The organism is Algibacter sp. AS12 (assembly GCF_046736315.1).
Classification (GTDB): domain Bacteria; phylum Bacteroidota; class Bacteroidia; order Flavobacteriales; family Flavobacteriaceae; genus Algibacter_B; species Algibacter_B amylolyticus.
Genome location: NZ_CP151841.1, coordinates 1830444 through 1849047 on the forward strand (window position 1 = coordinate 1830444; position 18604 = coordinate 1849047).

An 18604-nucleotide genomic window follows, 5' to 3' on the forward strand; every position below is an offset into this window, starting at 1 on the left:
AACATAAAAAAAGAAGCGACTGCCCTTTTATTGGACAGCCGCTTCAACCTTAAAAAAAACTAATTTATTATTGCTTTACTACTTTGTTTATTACGGTGCCTTCGTTTGAAAGAACTTTAAACAAATAGATTCCAGTTGGGTATTTTGTAATATCGATACGATTTGTAACGCTTTTTAAAACTTGGTTTTTTAAAACTTTACCAGTAATATCAAATATTTGTAATTTGGCAAGAGTTAAATCCGCAATATCAATAGTAATAACGTTGGTTGCTGGGTTTGGATACATTTTTAATTTTGCGCTTATGTCAAAAGGGTTTGTATTAAGGGTATTTGAGTTTACGTTTACTACAATTTCTGTTCTTTCACTTTCACAACCGTTATCGTTGGTACTCGATACCCAATATGATGTTGAACCTGCGTTTGAAGTATCTGGTGTTGGTGCTGTTGTTATTCCTGTTCCATTAGTTTCAGTAGTGTACCAAAATAAACCCGTGCCGTTTGCACCTGTTGTAGCTGTTAATGGTGACGCAGTATCACCTTGGTTATAAGTCACTGGTGTAGTAACTGTAGTCTCAGAAGGAATTATTGAACCTGTTGTTATTGGAGAACCGGCTAACCAATTTGAAGTTGTGCCTGTTAAATCAAAATTTGTTAATGTTCCATTATTTGTACCTGTTAGATCTATAGCTGTAGTCTCTGAAGTATTAGTTGATGAGTCGGCGCCTTGATTAAAATTATAGTAGGCTACTAATCCTGTTTCAGTACCTTGTAATTCACAATTTTTACTTCCGTTAATTTGTTCTGCTGTTCTGGCAATATTCCAAATACGAACTTCGTCTAATGCTGCGTCTAATCCTCTATTTGTATCTTGAGGATCTCTCCCTAGGTTTACATTAAAATTAGAGTTACCAATATTACCCATTGCAATATTAGTTGAAGCAATCTCAATACCATCAATGTAAATTTTTGATGTCGTACCATTATACACCCCTGCAATATGAAACCAAGTATCTAGAGTAATTGTATTATCTGGAGTAGTTAATTCATGCCACCCAGAATTTGCTACAACAAAATTAACGGCACCATTACCACCAGCTCTTAGCATATAACCACTAGAAGTTGGTGCTGCTTTATTAATAATATTACCTAACCAATGTTCTGAACCAAAAGTATTGAATTTCACATAAGCCTCTAAGGTAATTGTATTTCCGGTAATTTGTAAGCTTGGGTCGTTACCGCAATCTACATAGTCATTCAAACCACCAAAATTAAGATGTGTTGCAGGTAATGCTACTGTAACTACAATTTCTGCTCTTTCACTTTCACAACCATTTGCATTAACGCTAGAAACCCAATACGAGGTAGAACTAACTGTCGTGGTATCTGGTGTAGGTGCTGTTGTTGTTCCGGTACCCCCCGTTTCAGTAGTGTACCAAAATAAATCTGTACCATTTGTACCTGTTGTAGCTGTTAATGGTGATGCCGTTTCACCTTGGCTATATGTTACTGGTGTAGTAACTGTTGCTTCAGAAGGTATTATTGAACCTGTAGTTACTGGAGAGTTAGCTAACCAGTTTGAAGTTGTGCTTGTTAAATCAAAATTTGTTAATGTTCCATTATTTGCACCTGTTGCATCTATAGCTGTAGTCTCTGAAGTGTTATTTGCTGAATTGGCACCTTGATTAAAATTGTAGTAGGCTATTAAACCTGTTTCAGTACCTTGTAATTCGCAATTTTTACTTCCGTTAATTTGTTCTGCTGTTCTGGCAATATTCCAAATACGAACTTCGTCTAAATTCCCTGTATAATACCTCCCAGGCATTTCTAAATTTTCTCCAATGGCTACTGCAATCGTATTATTAATATTGATATCTCCGCTTCCTGCAATACTTCCGCTAGGAGAGCCATCTATATATATTGTTGCTTCTATACCATTGTAAGTAGCTGCAACATGATGCCACGCGTTATCTATTACGCTTACGGTTGAGGAAACATCTCCGAAACCACCGCTTCCTGCAAAATTTAAAGTTCCATTAGTATTTAAAGCTATTCGCCAACTATAGTCACCTTTTGCTATTAGGGTATCCCATTGCTCAGGTGTAACTCCAGATTTCATCCAGAATTCTATAGTCATATTATTTGTTAAATCAAAGGTAGACACTATTGGTAATGTGATATAATCATCCACACCATCAAAATTTAAATGTGTTGCAGGTAATGCTACTGTAACTACAATTTCTGCTCTTTCACTTTCACAACCATTTGCATTAACGCTAGAAACATAGTAAGTAGTATTTCCAAGCGTTGTAGTTGAAGGTGTTGGCGCATTTACTGAACCAGTTCCTCCCGTTGCATCTGTATACCATAATAAACTTATACCATTTGTACCTGGTGTTGCAGTTAATGCTGTTGCTGTGTCATCTTGTGCATATGCTATTGGTGAAACAACATCTGGCGGAGAAGAAAGTGAAGTTATTGGAGAACCAGCCAACCAATTTGAAGATGTTCCAGTTAAAGCGAAATTAGTTAATGGCCCATTATGCCCATTTCCCGTTACATCAGTTAAAGTAGTTGCATTAGTATTTTCGCCTGCATCAATACCTTTATTGAATTGATAATAGGCAACTAAACCCGACTCATTACATTGTATTTCACCGTCTTTTGCACTATTAATTTCTGCAGCAGTTCTTATTACATCCCAAATACGAAGTTCATCTATAGAGCCAGTAAAATATGGAGTAAAATGGTTTCCAATTCCTAAACCCCCAATTGAAATTGAAAAAGTACCGAATGAACCTGAATTATCTAAAACACCATCAATGTATAAGTTACATAAACCATTAGTAGCTGGCGAGCTCATTGTTACTGCAACATGATGCCAACTATTATCATCTATATTTTGATTAGATGTAAGATTAAAACCTCCATAACCATGTCTATTTGCTGAGTATTGTAACTTTCCATTACTTACTGCAAAAGAGCTATTATCATAGGTGGAAGTATTATATACAATCGTTCCGTTGGTTTCCGTTTTTATCCAAGTTTCAATAGTATAATCGGTCATAGAATTAAATGAATTAGCTAATCCGATAATATCGTTTTGACCATCAAAATTTAAATATTCGGCTTGACTTTGTGCATTACTAAAAGAAATGCTTAAAAAGAGTAGTGTTAAAAAATAAAATTTTTTCATAAAATTTGGTTTAAAGTTATTTTTAAGGGTTTTTAAAGCCGCAAATTTATATTATGAAATATATTTTGAGTAGCCCATTCGGACAAAAGAGTAGCCCGTTCGGACAAATAAACGGATTTTTAAGTATTTTGTCGATTATTTTGAAATTTGTTGACTAAGCTATATGTGGTTTTATTGACCACTTGGAGTAGGGAATAGTAGTGTTTTTATAATATTATTCAGGCTTTTGGTCTAACATACTATCCGAACGCAATTCTGAAGGGAGTTTTCCGTGTTTTTTTTTAAAGGTTGCACTAAATTTACTGGAACTATCATAACCCACTTCTTTTGCTATATGCTTAATTTGCATAGTGGTATTAAGGACGAGCTGCATAGCAAGTTCCATTTTTTTATCAATATTATATTGAAGTATTGATGTGCCGTAAACCGATTTAAAATCCGCTTTTAGTTTAGAAGAAGACATATTGAATGCTTTGGCAAGTGCGTCAATCCCAATAAAAGGGGTGGATAATTTTGTAGAAATCATCGATTCGCACTTTGCAATAGTTTTGTAATCTACAGAGCTTTTTTCTTGGTAATTATCAGTTCTAGTATCTGCAAAAACATTTTTAAAAAAGGTAGATATTATACTTAATGTTTGTGCTTTTAGTATGGTGGTGTTAAAAGCATCCTTATTAAATGTTTTGAAGGTATGTAATATTTCATGCGACAAATTTTCAGCATTAGGTACAATATCTTGATAAGAAATAAACCCTTTGCTTGAATCTAAAAATTTTTTAAAAGGAATTTTACGGTCCAATATGTCTAGTGGTACATGTTTTTCTAACCAGCTAGGACTTATGTAATAGATGTAAAATTGGCATTTTGATCCTTTATAAAAACAAGCACCTACATCGGTTCCTGGTTTTTTAAAACTCCAGAATTTGTTTTGAAAAGGGACTTTGTCTATAAATACATTTTGAAGTTTAACCTCGCTTTCAAATACAGTAAAAGTTATTGAATAGTGATCGCTAGGAATTCCATTGGCATAATTAGATTTAATAACGGTATCGTACTTAAACTTTAAATTAGTGATAGTGAGCCATAAACCCTCTTCAATTTGTCTATAATGCATTTCTCCATTAATAAATGGATTGTTTCTGTAAACCGCCTGTTCATCCTTAATATGTTTGCTTCCTGGTGTTTTTATTGTAGACTCTATGAATAATTCTGGCGTGTTTGCTAAATATGGAAACTCAAAAAAACCATCTTTATAAAACCGGAAATTAGGCTTAATAAGTTGATACCATTTTGATAGGTTCATATTTTTAATTAAATGTTTATTAAGTTTAAAAACATCTCACTCTTTTATAATGCACTGTAACAATAAAGACAATTTATTCAACTTCACAATTAAAAATAGTTTCGCCCATTTATTAAAGTTATGTGTATCTTATCAACAAATATAACTGTTTAACTCAATTAATAACAGGGATAAAAAGTAAAAACAGCATTTTTAAAAAATAAATAACTAGAATTTAAAAATTAAAACACTAAATAATAGTTGTTTATAAGTTTAATTGTTTCAAGGCTTTTTGGTTTATTAAAGTTAATACGGTTTAAACTAATTTTTGTCATGTACTAAAATTCATTTTATTAAATTTGTCGCTTAAATTTTCATGTCATGTTACAAGTTACTTTTATTAGAGAAAATAAAGAATTAGTTGTTGAAGCCTTAGCAAAACGAAATATTAATGCGGTTGAAATGATTAATAATGTCCTTACGTTTGATGACGATAGAAAACGTCTTCAAACAGAACTAGATAATACTTTGGCAGAATCAAATAGTCTTTCAAAAGAAATAGGAAACTTGTACAAATCTGGAGAAGCTCAAAAAGCCAATGTTTTAAAAGAAAAAACAAGCATTTTAAAAGAGACTTCAAAAGACCTTTCAGACTTGCTTAACGCTAAGGTAGAAGCTTTAAACCAATTGCTTTATAAAATACCAAACGTACCACATACGTCTGTTCCAAAAGGAAACTCTGAAGACGATAACGAAGAGATTTATAAAGAAGGCGATATACCAACTTTGCACGATGGTGCTTTGCCTCATTGGGAATTAGCCAAAAAATACGATATTATAGATTTCGAGCTTGGTAATAAAATTACCGGAGCAGGATTCCCTGTATATAAAGGGAAAGGCGCACGGTTACAACGTGCATTAATTGCCTATTTTTTAGATAAAAATACGGCTGCAGGCTATACAGAATATCAATTACCACTTATGGTAAACGAAGCTTCTGCTCTTGGTACAGGACAATTGCCAGATAAAGAAGGCCAAATGTACCATGTTACCGAAGATAATTTATACCTAATACCAACAGCTGAGGTGCCTGGGACCAATATTTTTAGAGATGTTGTTTTAAGCGAAAGCGAACTTCCGGTTGGTGTTACTGGGTATACACCATGTTTCCGTCGCGAAGCGGGAAGTTACGGTGCACATGTAAGAGGTTTAAATAGATTACATCAATTTGATAAAGTTGAAATTATACGCGTAGAGCACCCAAGTAATTCTTATAAAGCTTTCGATGGTATGATTGACCATGTAAAAGATATTTTAAAAGAATTAAAATTACCATACAGAATTTTACGTTTATGTGGTGGCGATACCTCTTTTGCTGCAGCCTTAACTTTCGATTTCGAAGTGTTTTCTACGGCACAAGATAGATGGTTAGAAATTTCTTCTGTTTCAAATTTCGAGACTTTTCAAGCTAATCGTTTAAAACTACGATTTAAAAATAGCGAAGGTAAAAACGAATTGGCGCATACCTTAAATGGAAGCTCTTTAGCATTACCTAGAGTGTTAGCCGGAATTCTTGAAAATTACCAATCCGAAGAAGGTATTGTTATACCAGAAGTACTTCAGCCATATACAGGTTTTAAAATCATAAATTAAAGTAAAAGACTACATTAAATAGTATTTTTATTTGTTTTTACCGACGAAATGCATGTTATTCATGTTGTTCAACGATTTTAGCATGCTTTATTTTATTTTTTGAAAAATATTTTGCAAGTTCGCTTAACCTAATCTTATTAACCTACTGATTATGAAGAATTTTAAGCGTATTATCCTATTAATTACTTTAATATTTGTTGCATCACAGGTGTTGTCTTCAGATTTCGAATTGTTTGAATCAGAAAGTACTTCAACTGTAATTGCTAGTAAATAGAATTTTTAGTTTAAAGTAATATTTTTAAAAAACAGGCGTTCTAAGTAAATCCAATAGCTAGCCGTTAAGCTAGTTTTATTTGGTGTGTTATTAAGAATTTAATACTGTCCCCAATCCAAGTATTTAGTTAACTAGTAGTTAATATAAAATTATTTTTGATTGGTAAGTGCTCGATTTATCGGGCACTTTTTTGTTTGTACACTAAGCAGTGATGTTTGTCGTGCCAAAATATATGTATTGGTGGACTTAATCTGGATGTCTAGCGGCATCTAATTAATTACTCGACTTTAGTACAATTTCAAAACATTACTTTTATTATATTTACCGTATGCGATATATTCTAATTTTATGCTTCTTTATTTCGGGTGTTTTGTATTCGCAAAACGCTACGATAGCTAAAAGTTATTTTGAAAAAGGAGAATATGAAAAAGCTTTAATTGAGTACAAAAAGCTATACGCAAAATCGTCTTCCAATATTTCTTATATCACTCAAATTATAGGCACGTTTCAGCAATTAGAACAATATGATGATGCCGAAAAATTTATTCTAGATTTAATGGAGCACGTTAAATATCCTGCTTTTATTGTAGAATTAGGGTATAATTACCAATTAAAGAATAATTTAGAAAAAGCTAATGAGTATTATAAAATAGCAATTTCAAAAATAGATGAAAGAGCAACAAATGTGTATGCCGTAGCTAGAAGTTTTCAAAACCATTCGCTTTTAAACGAAGCTGTAATAGCCTACGAAAAAGCAGTTGTTTTAAATCCAGATCTTAATTTTAATGTGCAGCTAGCTCAAATTTATGGTGAGCAAGGTAACATTGAAAAAATGTTTAATAGTTACTTGAATTTTGCCGAATCGAACCCGCTAGTTTTAAGGGATGTTAAACGTGCCATAAACGATTTTATTAGTGAGGATAGTTCCAGTGAGAATAACGTGTTGTTACGCAAATTGCTACTAAAAAAAATGCAGCAACAACCCAACACACTTTGGAATGAGTTGCTAAGTTGGTTATTTATTCAACAAAAAGATTTAAAAAAGGCTTTTGCTCAAGAAAAGGCTATTTATAAAAGGCAACCAGAAAGTTTAAGTCGTATTGAAGAGTTGGCATTAATTGCTGTAAACGATAATGAAAACGAAGTTGCTCAAGATGTTTTAAACTATATTATTGAAACGGCTCCAGATGCCGAAACCAAGTTAAGAGCCCATCAAAACTTAATAAAAATAGATTTAAAATCTAATGCAAACTACGGTGCTATAAAAAGCAAGTATCTAGAGTTATTAAAAACCTATGGCGAGCAACCAGAAACATTAGAGTTGCAAATTGCTTACGGCCACTTTTTGGCATTCTATTTAAACGAAACTAAAGCGGCTACTAACTTTTTGGAGTCTACCTTAAAGCAGCCTTTATCAACCCTAGAAAAAGCACAAGTAAAGTTAGAGTTAGGCGATATTTTAATTCTTCAAGAAAAATTTAATAAAGCCTTAATTTACTATACTCAAATTCAGCGAAACCTTAAAAACAGTACCATTTCCCAACAAGCTCGTTTTAAAGTAGCTAAAGCAAGTTATTATAAAGGCGATTTTAAATGGGCAGAATCGCAACTTAAAATATTAAAAGCATCAACATCGCAACTTATTGCAAATGATGCGTTGGACTTAAAACTTTTAATTTCTGATAATAAATATGAAGATTCCCTTCAAACCGCATTAAAGCTTTATGCTAAGGCGGATTTGTTAGCGTTTCAAAATAGAAATGACGAAGCTATAACATTGCTAGATACTATTTTGGAAGCACATAAAACCGAACCAATTATCGCTCAAGCCTTATACAAACAAGCGCAATTATTCGAATTAAAATCGCAGTACGACAAGGCTGTCGTAAATTATCAGGCTATGATAGATAATTATAAAGACGGTATTTTAATTGACGATGCGCTTTTTCATTTAGCAGAAATATATCAAAAGCAATTAAACCTTCCTGAAAAAGCAAAGGGACTCTACGAGCAAATTATTTTTAATCATGCCGATAGTATTTACTTTGTAGATGCGAGAAAACGGTACCGAACCTTGCGTGGCGATGCTATAAATTAATATGATAGTTGCAGAAACCAATAGGCTTCTTATTTTAAAATTCACATTAAAAGACGCGGCTTTTTTTTTAGAACTTGTAAACTCGCCCAATTGGATAAAATATATTGGCGATCGCAATATTAAAACAGTTAAAGCAGCTGAAGAAAGAATTCAAGAAGGGCATCTTAAAAGCTATCAATCCACAGGATTTGGGTTTTATAAACTATTGCTTAAAGCAGAAAATAACAAGTCAATTGGTACTTGTGGACTTATAAAACGAGACACTTTAGACGATGTTGATATTGGTTTTGCAATGCTTCCAGATTATGAGGGCATTGGTATAGGTTACGAGGCCTCAAAAGAGGTTATAAAGCTGGCTAAACAACAATTCAAACTAAAAAGGCTGGTAGCTATTGTTAATCCCAACAATAAAAAATCTATTAAATTAGTTGAAAAATTAGTCTTTACCTTCGAAAAACACGTAAAACCTTTTGCAGATGATGAAGAACTCCTGTTATTTGCAAAAACATTATAAACTAAATCGCATATCAATTACTTAATAATAAAAACTAAACGGCTAATACCTTTCGCGATTTAGTTTTTGAGATTTGAAATTTTTTAAGCTATGATTATATATAACGAAACATTAAATATCGACGAATCTATTCACAGCGAATGGCTTATTTGGATAAAAGAACACATTCCAAAAGTTTTAGGAACTGGAAAATTTGAAAAAGCAACCTTAACTCAAGTTTTAGTAGAAGAAGATATGGGAGGTCTTACCTATTCGGTACAATACCGCTCGTATTCTCGCGAGGCTTTAGATTCTTTTTATAGAGAAGATGCCGATAGATTACAACAAGAAGGATTAAAAAAATTCGCAGATAAAATGTTGGCGTTTAGAACAGAGCTTGAAATTGTAGACGAATACACGGTAAATTTTAAATAGCCTTTAGCAATGATTTATAGAAAAGCTACTCTAGATGATTTACCAGAGATTATTGGTATTTATGCCGATGACAAACTTGGTAAAACCAGAGAAAAATTTCAAACACCATTGCCAAAGGAGTATCTAGATGCTTTTAAAAACATAAGTGAAGATAAAAACCAAGAGCTTATAGTTGTTGTTAATGAGGTTAACGAGATTGTTGGCACCTTACAACTTACCTTTTTACAATATTTAAACCGTTTAGGGAGCTTAAGGGCGCAAATAGAATCGGTTCATATAAAGAAGGAGCAGCAAGGAAAAGGTTTAGGTAAAGCTATGTTTACGTGGGCTATAAATAGAGCCAAAGAAAAAAATGCGGTACTTATTCAGTTGACTTCCGATAAAAAACGTCCCGAAGCTATTAAATTTTACGAAAACTTAGGTTTTATAGCATCTCACGAGGGTTTTAAATTACAGTTTTAAAAGTTTTTGTCAGCTTAAGCCTAGTCGAAAAGGTCTTTTGTATCTTTGTAAGCTAAAAGGAAAATTCTGTGGCATACAAACCAAACAATCATCAAGTAAAAGCAAAAAAGCATTTAGGCCAACATTTTTTAAATGATGAGACTGTAGCCGAAAGAATTGCAGACACACTCCTTTTAAAAGATTATAAAAATGTTCTGGAAATTGGTCCAGGAATGGGCGTGCTTACCAAGTACTTGTTAAAAAAAGACTGCACGACTTATGTTATTGAAATTGATACCGAATCGGTGGAGTATTTGCAAGCCAATTATTTAAACCTGGCACCACGCATAATAGAAAAAGATTTTTTAAAATACGATTTAAACGAGGTTTTCAATCAGGAGCCATTCGCTATAATTGGTAATTTCCCTTATAATATTTCAACACAAATTGTGTTTAAAACATTAGAAATGCGCGATCAAATTCCCGAATTTTCAGGTATGTTTCAAAAGGAAGTTGCACAACGTATTTGCTCAAAAGAAGGCAGTAAAGTTTATGGTATCTTATCGGTATTAGCACAAGCCTTTTACGATGCCGAATATTTATTTACAGTACCGCCAAATGTTTTCAATCCGCCACCCAAGGTAGATTCTGGCGTTTTAAGACTTACCAGAAAAGCAGATTATAGTTTACCATGCGATGAAAAATTCTTTTTTAAGGTGGTTAAAGCAGCATTTCAGCAACGTAGAAAAACACTTCGTAACAGTTTAAAAACATTCAATTTATCCGATAATTTAAAAGCAAATAGTATATTTGGCAAACGTCCGGAACAATTAAGTGTTCAAGCCTTTATTGAGCTAACACAATTACTTGAAAACGACGCGTAAATTTTTTAAATCCTTCCATTTGTCAGAAGAAAACGAAAACATACAATTTCAATTAACTGATGATCTTATTGAGCAAGTCGAGCTTTTTATCGAACAAGAAAACGATAAGGAACTCAAAAAGTTCTTAGACGAGTTTCATTACGCTGATATTGCCGAAATTCTAGATGAGTTAAATCTAGAACAAGCTATGTATGTTATAAAGCTTCTAGATTCTGAAACCACTTCCGATATCTTAATGGAGTTGGATGAGGATAACAGGGAGAAAGTCTTAAAAAATCTTTCAGCAAAAGAAATTGCCGAAGAAGTTGAAGAGCTTGATACCGATGATGCTGCCGATATTATTGCAGAGTTATCAGAATCGCGTCAAAAAGACGTTATCGCTCAAATTATAGACGACGAACACCGAGCAGAAATTACCGAGCTTTTAGCTTACGATGAGGATACTGCAGGTGGACTTATGGCAAAAGAGCTTGTTAAAGTTTACGAAACCTGGACTGTTGCTGGCTGTATGCGCAGAATTCGCGGACAAGCTAAAGAGGTAACCCGCGTGCATTCCATTTACGTAGTAAATAAGGAAGAAAAACTTATTGGTCGCCTGTCTTTAAAAGATCTAATAGTAGCCAAAAGCGATCAAAAAATCTCCGAAATAGTAAAAGTAAACGTCGACTATGTAAACGTTAACGAAAAGGTCGAGGAAGTGGGACGAATCATGGCAAAGTATGATTTAGAAGCCATTCCCGTAATTCAAAGCGACGATAATAAAATCCTGTTAGGACGTATCACAATCGACGATATTGTAGATGTTTTAAAAGAAGAAGCCGAAAAAGATTACCAAATGGCAGCGGGTATTACCGGCGATGTCGAGGCCGATGATAGTATTCTCGAACTTACCAGAGCACGCTTACCATGGCTGTTTTTAGGATTATTAGGTGGTATAGGCGCCTTTTTAATCATGGAAGGTTTCGAAGGCCTTTTCACAGGCGAAGCCGTTGTATTATTCTTTTTCACGCCACTAATCGCGGCCATGGCAGGTAACGTAGGCGTTCAATCAAGCGCCATAATCGTGCAAGGTCTTGCCAACGACGATGTTCGTGGCAGTGTAAACAGCCGTTTAATAAAAGAAATGCTACTTGCCGCTCTAAACGGTACCATTTTAGCCATATTTTTATTCCTATTTGTTTGGGCAGTAAAAGGCGAAATGCTAGTCGCTTTCGCTATTTCAGTATCACTAGTCGCCGTCATAGTTATTGCAGGCTTAATTGGCACATTTGTACCGTTATTTTTAAATAAACGTGGCATCGATCCAGCCATTGCAACGGGACCATTTATTACAACAAGCAACGATATTTTAGGTATTTTACTCTATTTCTTAATAGCTAAATCCATTTTAGGTATATAATTTTTGGGCGCCTGCCTGCCGGAAGGCAGGTTACCATAAAAGGGTCGGGCTTGGAGCCTGTCTTGAGCGAAGTCGAAAGGTTTCAAGTCCTCGCACTTCCTTCGTGAGGCTATGGGCTTTCCACTGCAATCCCTAACGCGGGTTAATCCGTAAACTAAGGTATTCAATAACAAAATTAGTGCTTATTTACAACCATCTTTTCATATTTTTACACAAATTAAAACGCCGTAATTTTACAACATGAAAATACTCCACCTCGATAGCAATCACGATTTATTAATCCATCAATTAAATGACTTAGGATTCACTAATCATGAAGATTTTACCTCTTCAAAAGCACTAGTTGAAGCCTCAATACATGAGTATGATGGTATCGTAATAAGAAGCCGCTTCACCATAGATAAGCAATTCTTAGATGCCGCAAAAAACCTAAAATTTATAGGTCGTGTAGGAGCCGGTCTAGAGAATATAGATTGCGATTACGCCGAACAAAAAGGTGTGTATTTAATTTCTGCTCCCGAAGGTAACAGGAATGCCGTAGGCGAGCACACTTTAGGTATGTTACTGTCGCTTTTTAATAAATTAAATAAAGCCGATGCCCAGGTTAGATCTGGCAAATGGTTGCGCGAAGATAACCGTGGTATCGAACTAGATGGCAGAACCGTAGGGCTTATTGGCTACGGAAACATGGGGAAAGCATTTGCTAAAAAACTTCGTGGTTTCGATGTTGAGGTACTTTGCTACGATATAAAAAGCAATGTTGGCGATGCCAATGCAAAACAAGTATCGCTAACCGAATTTCAAGACAAAGTAGAGGTGTTAAGCATGCACACACCGCAAACGCCACTAACCTTAAACATGATTAATACAGAGTTTATAAACCAATTTAAAAATCCGTTGTGGTTTTTAAATACAGCACGAGGTAAAAGTGTGGTTACAACCCATTTGGTTTCAGCCATAAAATCTGGTAAAATTTTGGGTGCAGGGTTAGATGTTTTGGAGTACGAAAAAGCATCTTTCGAAAGTTTGTTTTCATCTCAAATGCCAGAGGCTTTTCAATATTTAATTAATTCAGAAAAGGTGCTGCTAACGCCACATGTTGCCGGTTGGACTGTTGAAAGTAAAGAGAAATTAGCGCAAACCATTGTAGATAAAATTAAAGCAAAATTTTGTTAAATTTAATGCATGAAGAAAACCATCTTAGTTTTTTCAGGATTAATAATAGCATTGTTACTACTGTTTCAAATAAGTACCTATTCTATTATTTCTGGAAATTTAAAAATGGAATTTGCAATTACTATAATTGCCGTTATATTTTTAATAGTTGGCATTTATATAAATAAAAAGAGTCTTCAAAAACCAGCAAACTCTTCACAAGCCATAAATTATCAAAAAATAAAAGATTTAGAAATTACAACGCGGGAGTACGAGGTTCTTCAAGCTATTTCAGAGGGTTTATCAAATAAAGAAATAGCAAATAAATTGTTTCTTTCAGAAAGTACTATAAAAACACACGTATCCAATCTTCTAGTAAAACTAAATGCAAAACGCAGAACGCAGGCATTACAAATAGCACAAAAGCTTCAAATTATTTAAAATTTAATACATTTATACAAAAGTACTAGGCATTTGGTACTTTAGTATGACCTCATTTTCTACCGGTATTCTAGCTTTGTAACAAATCTAAAACTATACAGATGAAAAATACAGTTATTAAATACGGCCTTTATGGTTTGTTAACGGGTGTTGTAATTTTTTTAGCATCCATTGTACTTGGTAAAGGTTTAAGTTACTCCACGCAAGAACTTCTGGGTTATGCTTCCATGATAGCATGCTTGTCCTTTGTGTTTTTCGGGATTAAGCATTTTCGCGACCATGAGAATAATGGCATCTTGTCATTAGGAAAAGCAATAATTATTGGTGGTTTAATATCGGTTTTAGTTGGCATAGGCGTTGGTATTGCAGATTATATTTATACTACCGTTGTAAACCCAGATTTTGCTACAGAGTATTTAGAAACCACCTTAAAAACTATGGAAAGCACCCTTTCGCCCGAAGCGTATCAAACCCAAAAAGCAGAACTCGTTAAACAAATGGAAGACTATGGAGGCTCTGGTTTTATGGCGTTACTAATGTGCTTTACCGTTGTGCTTATTGGATTTGTTATATCTTTAATATCCGGATTAATTCTTCAACGTAAATAAATTTAAAATGCAATCGAAAGCCACAACCGTAAAACAATATCTGGATGAATTGCCAGAAGATAGAAAAGAACCTATTACTAAACTAAGACAGCAAATTTTAGATAATCTTCCAAAAGGCGTAGAAGAGACCATGAGTTACGGTATGTTGGGTTACGTAATTCCACATTCGGTATATCCACAGGGTTACCATTGTAACACAAAACTACCATTACCTTTCATGAATTTGGCTTCTCAAAAAAATTTTATTGCGGTTTACAGTATGGTCATTTATTCTAAACAAGAAGTTATGGATTGGTTTACTGCAGAGTATGCAAAACGTTGTAAGTATAAATTGGATATGGGTAAAAGTTGTATGCGTTTTAAAAAAATGGACGATATTCCTTTCGATTTAATTGGCGAACTAACAGCAAAAGTAAGCGCTGAAGAATGGATTAATATTTATGAAACTACAATAAAAAAGTAAGGCTAATTTCGGCCTTAGCGGGAACAAAAAAATAAAAAGTATTATGAAAAAACGTGTAACAGGCATTGGTGGCTTATTTTTTAAAACTAAAGACCCTAAGGCGGCAAAAGATTGGTATAAAAAACATTTAGGTTTTAATACCGACGATTATGGATGCACGTTTTGGTGGAACGATGAGAACGGTAAAAAATGTTCTACGCAATGGAGTCCTTTTCCTGAGGATACAAAATATTATGAGCCTTCCAAAAAGGACTTTATGTTTAATTATAGGGTAGAAAACTTAAAAGAATTACTTAAAGTTTTAAAAGAAGAGGGTGTTACCATTGTAGGCGAAATAGAAGAGTATGAATACGGTAAGTTTGGTTGGATTTTAGATAACGACGGAAATAAAATTGAACTTTGGGAGCCCGTAGATTCTGCTTTTTTGTAAATTCGTTTTTCTAAAAACAAAAGGTGTCTTATATAGAAATTCTTCAATCTTACAACTTAACAACATTACAGTGGGCAGCTATTGGGTTTGCCGTTTTTTTATTAGGCTTATCTAAATCTGGTATAAAAGGTATTGGTATTATAATCGTGGTTATTCTGGCCTTTGTTTTTGGCGAAAAAGCATCAACAGGAGTTTTACTACCAATGCTAATTTGCGCCGATGTTTTTGCGGTTATTTATTATAACAGACATGCGCAATGGGGTATTATTAAAAAACTAATCCCGTGGATGATTGTTGGTGTTTTAGTTGGTGTTTGGGTAGGTAACGATATTTCGGCATTGCTTTTTAAAAAGCTTATGGCTATTATAATTATAGGTTCGGTGGCGTTAATGTTTTATAATGAAAACAAAAAGTCTGATAGCGTACCAACCAATAAAATTTTTGGTATTTCCTTAGGTTTTTTAGCAGGTTTTACAACCATGATTGGTAATTTGGCGGGTCCTGTTTCTAATATTTATTTTATGGTAATGCGCTTTCCTAAAAACGAGTTTATAGGTACAGCGGCATGGTTGTTTTTTATTATAAATGTGTTTAAGTTGCCATTTCACATTTTTGTTTGGAAAACCGTTACTGTAGAGACTTTGGTTTTAAATTCTGTTTTAATTCCGGCCGTAATAATAGGGTTTTTTGTAGGAGCGCAAATTGTTAAGCTAATTTCTAATGTAAATTACAGACGTTTTATTTTAATTGTAACCGCTCTTGGTGGTGTAATTATGTTATTTAAATAAAATAACTAATAGACTATGTAACATTAGGTTAAGTAATGTTACATATAGATAAATAACAATTTAATTTTTACTAATTTTACAGTCTAACCAAAATAAAAAATATAAAAATGTCTGATGAAAAAAATTTAAGCGACGATCTAAATGATATGTTAGGAGACGCAAAAGACGGAGCAAAAAAAGCAGCAGATAAAGCTGAAGAAATAGCTGGAGAAGCTAAAGAAAAAGCTAAAGAATTTGCTAATGATGCAAAAGAAACGGCTTCTGAATTTGCTGAAGATGCCAAGGAAGCATTAAGCAATGAGAAAAATATAGCTATTATTGCTCATATTACCTTAATAGGATGGATTATTGCTTTGGTAATGAATAATAGTAACAAGTCTGAATTTGCTTCATTTTATATTAGACAAATGTTAGGGCTTATGATTGTATCATTAATTTTAAGTTTTATACCTGTTATTGGGTGGATTTTAAATATAGTAATGCTTGTTTTTTGGATAATGAGTTTAGTAGGTGCTTTAGGTGGCGAAAAGAAACTAACACCAGTATTGGGAGAGCATTTCCAAAATTGGTTTAAATCATTATAGAATAAAGCTAATATTTAGCATTTATAAATAATTAAAAAGAAGTCTTATAAGGCTTCTTTTTTTGTTTTATAAAGTTACCTGCACTACTGCTAAACAGGAGCTTAGTGGTAGTAGTGGCGAGGTTGGGAACCTTTAATTTTTAGTCGGTTTTGTTTTCTAGCTTACGTTCTAGTTCTGCCTGAAACTCTTCCATAACTGGTTTTACGGTGCTTTCTGGTAGATCTGCAATACGAATATACATTAGGCCATCGACCGAGTTGTTAAACAAAGGATCGACGTTAAAAGCGACTAAACGAGCGTTTTGTTTAATGTATTTTTTTAGTAAAACTGGCAAGCGCAATGCACCTGGTTCTATTTCGTCTATAAACTTATCGAATTTGTTTAAATCGGCTTCGGCTTCGTCAAAAACAAAGTCTTTGTCGGCATCTTTAAGTTTTACTTTAAATTCCTTTTTAGGATGCACGTATTGTGCAATATATGGGTCGTAGTAATGCGATTTCATAAACTCGACCATTAAGGATTTTGAGAAGTTTGAAAACTGATTGCTTATACTTACACCACCAATTAGGTATTTGTGTTCTGGGTAGCGTAATGTGGTGTGTACAATGCCTTTCCAGAGTAAAAATAAAGGCATTGGTTTTTGCTGATATTCTTTTATTATGAAGGCGCGCCCCATTTCAATGGACTCGCTCATCATTTTATGTAGTTCGGGTTCAAATCGAAATAAATCTTGCAGGTAAAACCCATTGATACCAAATTGTTTGTAAATATTGGATCCTAGGCCCATTCTGTAGGCTCCGGCTAGTACTTTGCTGTCGTTATCCCATAAAAACATGTGGTGGTAATACTCATCGAAGGTGTCTAAATCAATAGCTTCATTGGTGCCTTCGCCAACTTCTCTAAAGGTAATTTCTCTTAATCTACCAATTTCGCGCAACATGTTTGGCATGTCTTTAGCTTGAGCCAAAAACACTTCGTAATTTTTACTTTGTAAAAGTCTGGCATCGTTTTCTCTAAGTGCATCGACTTCAGCTATTATTAACGCATTATCAACAGGAGTAACAATGTTTTTGGGCGCTTTAGGTGTTTTTAAGGTTGATGATATATTGTCTAATATTTTAGATTTATTCTCAAAAGCATTGGCCAACATATATGTTTTTCGGCGTAAAAACTCAGAGAATTCTTTAAGCGAACCGTGTTCTTTTTGATCGTTTACTGAAATGGGCTTGCCTATTCTAACCTTTATAACCCGTCTTTTTTGTGTTAAAACTTCCGATGGTAATTTGGCTGTTCTAAAGGTGTCGCTAATTTTAGAAAGCTTATAAAATAATTTACTGTTTTTAGCATGAAAATAAATAGGAACAACTGGTACTTCTGCCTTTTGCACTAGTTTCATAGCAGATTCTTCCCAAGGTCTATCAACCACCAATTTTCCATCGCGATACGTGGAAACTTCTCCTGCAGGAAATACACCTAATGGGTGTCCAGCTCTTAAATGTAGTATGGAGTTTTTAAAGCCTGCAATGCTCGATTTTACATCTTTTCTGTTTTCAAAAGGATTAACAGGCATTATGTAAGGCACCAAAGGTTCTATTCTTTGTAATAAAAAATTAGCGATTATTTTAAAATCCTTGCGCTGTTCTAGCATTAATTTTAAAAGTAATATGCCGTCTATTCCACCAAGTGGATGGTTAGAAACTGTTATATAAGCACCATCTTTAGGTAAGCGTTTTAAGTCTTCCTCTGGTATTTCAAATTTAATTTGAAACTCATCCAAAATGCTGTCTATAAAATCTATGTCTTTTAGGTGCTTATTGCGTTTATAAAACTTGTTTATAGTAGATATTTTAAGAACCTTCATTAAAACCCAACCCACAAAAGTACCCATAAAGCCATATTTATCTAGCTGTATGGCTTTTGCAACTTCTTTAGGGGTTACTAATCCTGTGTCTTGCGCTTTGGTCATGGGTGTAAATGTACTAA

The 18604-nt window shown here is 33.9% G+C and carries 18 protein-coding genes; 15 read left to right on the plus strand and 3 right to left on the minus strand.

The features are described from left to right. Positions 1 to 67: 67 nt before the first annotated feature. Complete coding sequence (locus tag AAFN75_RS07545; RefSeq protein WP_411808983.1) at positions 68 to 3193, minus strand: LamG-like jellyroll fold domain-containing protein; 3126 nt, start codon at positions 3191 to 3193, stop codon at positions 68 to 70. Positions 3194 to 3407: 214 nt separating this feature from the next. Continuing rightward, positions 3408 to 4496, minus strand: a complete 1089-nt coding sequence (locus tag AAFN75_RS07550; protein ID WP_411808984.1) for a helix-turn-helix transcriptional regulator — start codon at positions 4494 to 4496, stop codon at positions 3408 to 3410. Positions 4497 to 4856: 360 nt separating this feature from the next. Between AAFN75_RS07550 and serS the strand changes: the two genes are divergently transcribed. From serS to AAFN75_RS07625, 15 genes are all read left to right on the plus strand, one after another. Beyond that, entirely contained in the window at positions 4857 to 6128 is a 1272-nt protein-coding gene (gene serS / locus AAFN75_RS07555) for a serine--tRNA ligase (protein WP_411808985.1), read from the plus strand. A 151-nt stretch (positions 6129 to 6279) separates the two neighbouring features. Next, the gene (locus AAFN75_RS07560; RefSeq protein ID WP_262481141.1) at positions 6280 to 6402 is read left to right on the plus strand and encodes a hypothetical protein; all 123 of its coding nucleotides are present in this window, start codon (positions 6280 to 6282) and stop codon (positions 6400 to 6402) included. 328 nt (positions 6403 to 6730) lie between these two features. Further along, on the plus strand, positions 6731 to 8500 hold the full coding sequence (locus AAFN75_RS07565; protein ID WP_411808986.1) for a tetratricopeptide repeat protein: 1770 nt from the start codon (positions 6731 to 6733) through the stop codon (positions 8498 to 8500). Between the two features lies 1 nt (position 8501). Next, on the plus strand, positions 8502 to 9014 hold the full coding sequence (locus AAFN75_RS07570; protein ID WP_411808987.1) for a GNAT family N-acetyltransferase: 513 nt from the start codon (positions 8502 to 8504) through the stop codon (positions 9012 to 9014). Between the two features lie 90 nt (positions 9015 to 9104). Then, positions 9105 to 9428, plus strand: coding sequence for a DUF4286 family protein (locus tag AAFN75_RS07575; protein ID WP_411808988.1), 324 nt, complete (start codon positions 9105 to 9107; stop codon positions 9426 to 9428). A 9-nt stretch (positions 9429 to 9437) separates the two neighbouring features. Continuing rightward, the gene (locus tag AAFN75_RS07580) at positions 9438 to 9890 is read left to right on the plus strand and encodes a GNAT family N-acetyltransferase (protein WP_411808989.1); all 453 of its coding nucleotides are present in this window, start codon (positions 9438 to 9440) and stop codon (positions 9888 to 9890) included. Between the two features lie 68 nt (positions 9891 to 9958). Further along, on the plus strand, positions 9959 to 10753 hold the full coding sequence (rsmA, locus tag AAFN75_RS07585; RefSeq protein WP_411808990.1) for a 16S rRNA (adenine(1518)-N(6)/adenine(1519)-N(6))-dimethyltransferase RsmA: 795 nt from the start codon (positions 9959 to 9961) through the stop codon (positions 10751 to 10753). A 19-nt stretch (positions 10754 to 10772) separates the two neighbouring features. Then, complete coding sequence (gene mgtE / locus AAFN75_RS07590) at positions 10773 to 12152, plus strand: magnesium transporter (protein ID WP_411808991.1); 1380 nt, start codon at positions 10773 to 10775, stop codon at positions 12150 to 12152. Positions 12153 to 12392: 240 nt separating this feature from the next. Next, complete coding sequence (locus AAFN75_RS07595; protein ID WP_411808992.1) at positions 12393 to 13328, plus strand: 2-hydroxyacid dehydrogenase; 936 nt, start codon at positions 12393 to 12395, stop codon at positions 13326 to 13328. Between the two features lie 9 nt (positions 13329 to 13337). Further along, the gene (locus tag AAFN75_RS07600) at positions 13338 to 13748 is read left to right on the plus strand and encodes a response regulator transcription factor (protein ID WP_411808993.1); all 411 of its coding nucleotides are present in this window, start codon (positions 13338 to 13340) and stop codon (positions 13746 to 13748) included. Between the two features lie 101 nt (positions 13749 to 13849). Further along, entirely contained in the window at positions 13850 to 14356 is a 507-nt protein-coding gene (locus tag AAFN75_RS07605; protein WP_411808994.1) for a DUF4199 domain-containing protein, read from the plus strand. 7 nt (positions 14357 to 14363) lie between these two features. Next, a complete protein-coding gene (locus tag AAFN75_RS07610; RefSeq protein WP_411808995.1) occupies positions 14364 to 14819 on the plus strand; it encodes a DUF1801 domain-containing protein in 456 nt (151 codons plus the stop codon). 43 nt (positions 14820 to 14862) lie between these two features. Continuing rightward, positions 14863 to 15249 carry a VOC family protein gene (locus tag AAFN75_RS07615; protein ID WP_411808996.1) on the plus strand — a complete coding sequence of 129 codons (387 nt, stop codon included), beginning with the start codon at positions 14863 to 14865 and terminating at the stop codon, positions 15247 to 15249. A gap of 23 nt (positions 15250 to 15272) precedes the next feature. Continuing rightward, a complete protein-coding gene (locus AAFN75_RS07620; protein ID WP_411808997.1) occupies positions 15273 to 16037 on the plus strand; it encodes a sulfite exporter TauE/SafE family protein in 765 nt (254 codons plus the stop codon). Between the two features lie 107 nt (positions 16038 to 16144). Further along, positions 16145 to 16621 carry a YtxH domain-containing protein gene (locus AAFN75_RS07625; RefSeq protein WP_411808998.1) on the plus strand — a complete coding sequence of 159 codons (477 nt, stop codon included), beginning with the start codon at positions 16145 to 16147 and terminating at the stop codon, positions 16619 to 16621. 139 nt (positions 16622 to 16760) lie between these two features. Here AAFN75_RS07625 and AAFN75_RS07630 read toward each other — a convergent pair whose 3' ends face one another. Then, entirely contained in the window at positions 16761 to 18587 is a 1827-nt protein-coding gene (locus tag AAFN75_RS07630) for a GNAT family N-acyltransferase (RefSeq protein WP_411808999.1), read from the minus strand. Positions 18588 to 18604 lie beyond the last annotated feature (17 nt).

What these genes read in the sequence shown, in the direction of transcription:
- AAFN75_RS07545 (WP_411808983.1), bottom strand. Translation starts at nt 3,193, where the DNA reads ATGAAAAAATTTTATTTTTTAACACTACTCTTTTTAAGCATTTCTTTT.
- AAFN75_RS07550 (WP_411808984.1), bottom strand. Translation starts at nt 4,496, where the DNA reads ATGAACCTATCAAAATGGTATCAACTTATTAAGCCTAATTTCCGGTTT.
- serS (WP_411808985.1), top strand. Translation starts at nt 4,857, where the DNA reads ATGTTACAAGTTACTTTTATTAGAGAAAATAAAGAATTAGTTGTTGAA.
- AAFN75_RS07560 (WP_262481141.1), top strand. Translation starts at nt 6,280, where the DNA reads ATGAAGAATTTTAAGCGTATTATCCTATTAATTACTTTAATATTTGTT.
- AAFN75_RS07565 (WP_411808986.1), top strand. Translation starts at nt 6,731, where the DNA reads ATGCGATATATTCTAATTTTATGCTTCTTTATTTCGGGTGTTTTGTAT.
- AAFN75_RS07570 (WP_411808987.1), top strand. Translation starts at nt 8,502, where the DNA reads ATGATAGTTGCAGAAACCAATAGGCTTCTTATTTTAAAATTCACATTA.
- AAFN75_RS07575 (WP_411808988.1), top strand. Translation starts at nt 9,105, where the DNA reads ATGATTATATATAACGAAACATTAAATATCGACGAATCTATTCACAGC.
- AAFN75_RS07580 (WP_411808989.1), top strand. Translation starts at nt 9,438, where the DNA reads ATGATTTATAGAAAAGCTACTCTAGATGATTTACCAGAGATTATTGGT.
- AAFN75_RS07595 (WP_411808992.1), top strand. Translation starts at nt 12,393, where the DNA reads ATGAAAATACTCCACCTCGATAGCAATCACGATTTATTAATCCATCAA.
- AAFN75_RS07600 (WP_411808993.1), top strand. Translation starts at nt 13,338, where the DNA reads ATGAAGAAAACCATCTTAGTTTTTTCAGGATTAATAATAGCATTGTTA.
- AAFN75_RS07605 (WP_411808994.1), top strand. Translation starts at nt 13,850, where the DNA reads ATGAAAAATACAGTTATTAAATACGGCCTTTATGGTTTGTTAACGGGT.
- AAFN75_RS07610 (WP_411808995.1), top strand. Translation starts at nt 14,364, where the DNA reads ATGCAATCGAAAGCCACAACCGTAAAACAATATCTGGATGAATTGCCA.
- AAFN75_RS07615 (WP_411808996.1), top strand. Translation starts at nt 14,863, where the DNA reads ATGAAAAAACGTGTAACAGGCATTGGTGGCTTATTTTTTAAAACTAAA.
- AAFN75_RS07625 (WP_411808998.1), top strand. Translation starts at nt 16,145, where the DNA reads ATGTCTGATGAAAAAAATTTAAGCGACGATCTAAATGATATGTTAGGA.
- AAFN75_RS07630 (WP_411808999.1), bottom strand. Translation starts at nt 18,587, where the DNA reads ATGACCAAAGCGCAAGACACAGGATTAGTAACCCCTAAAGAAGTTGCA.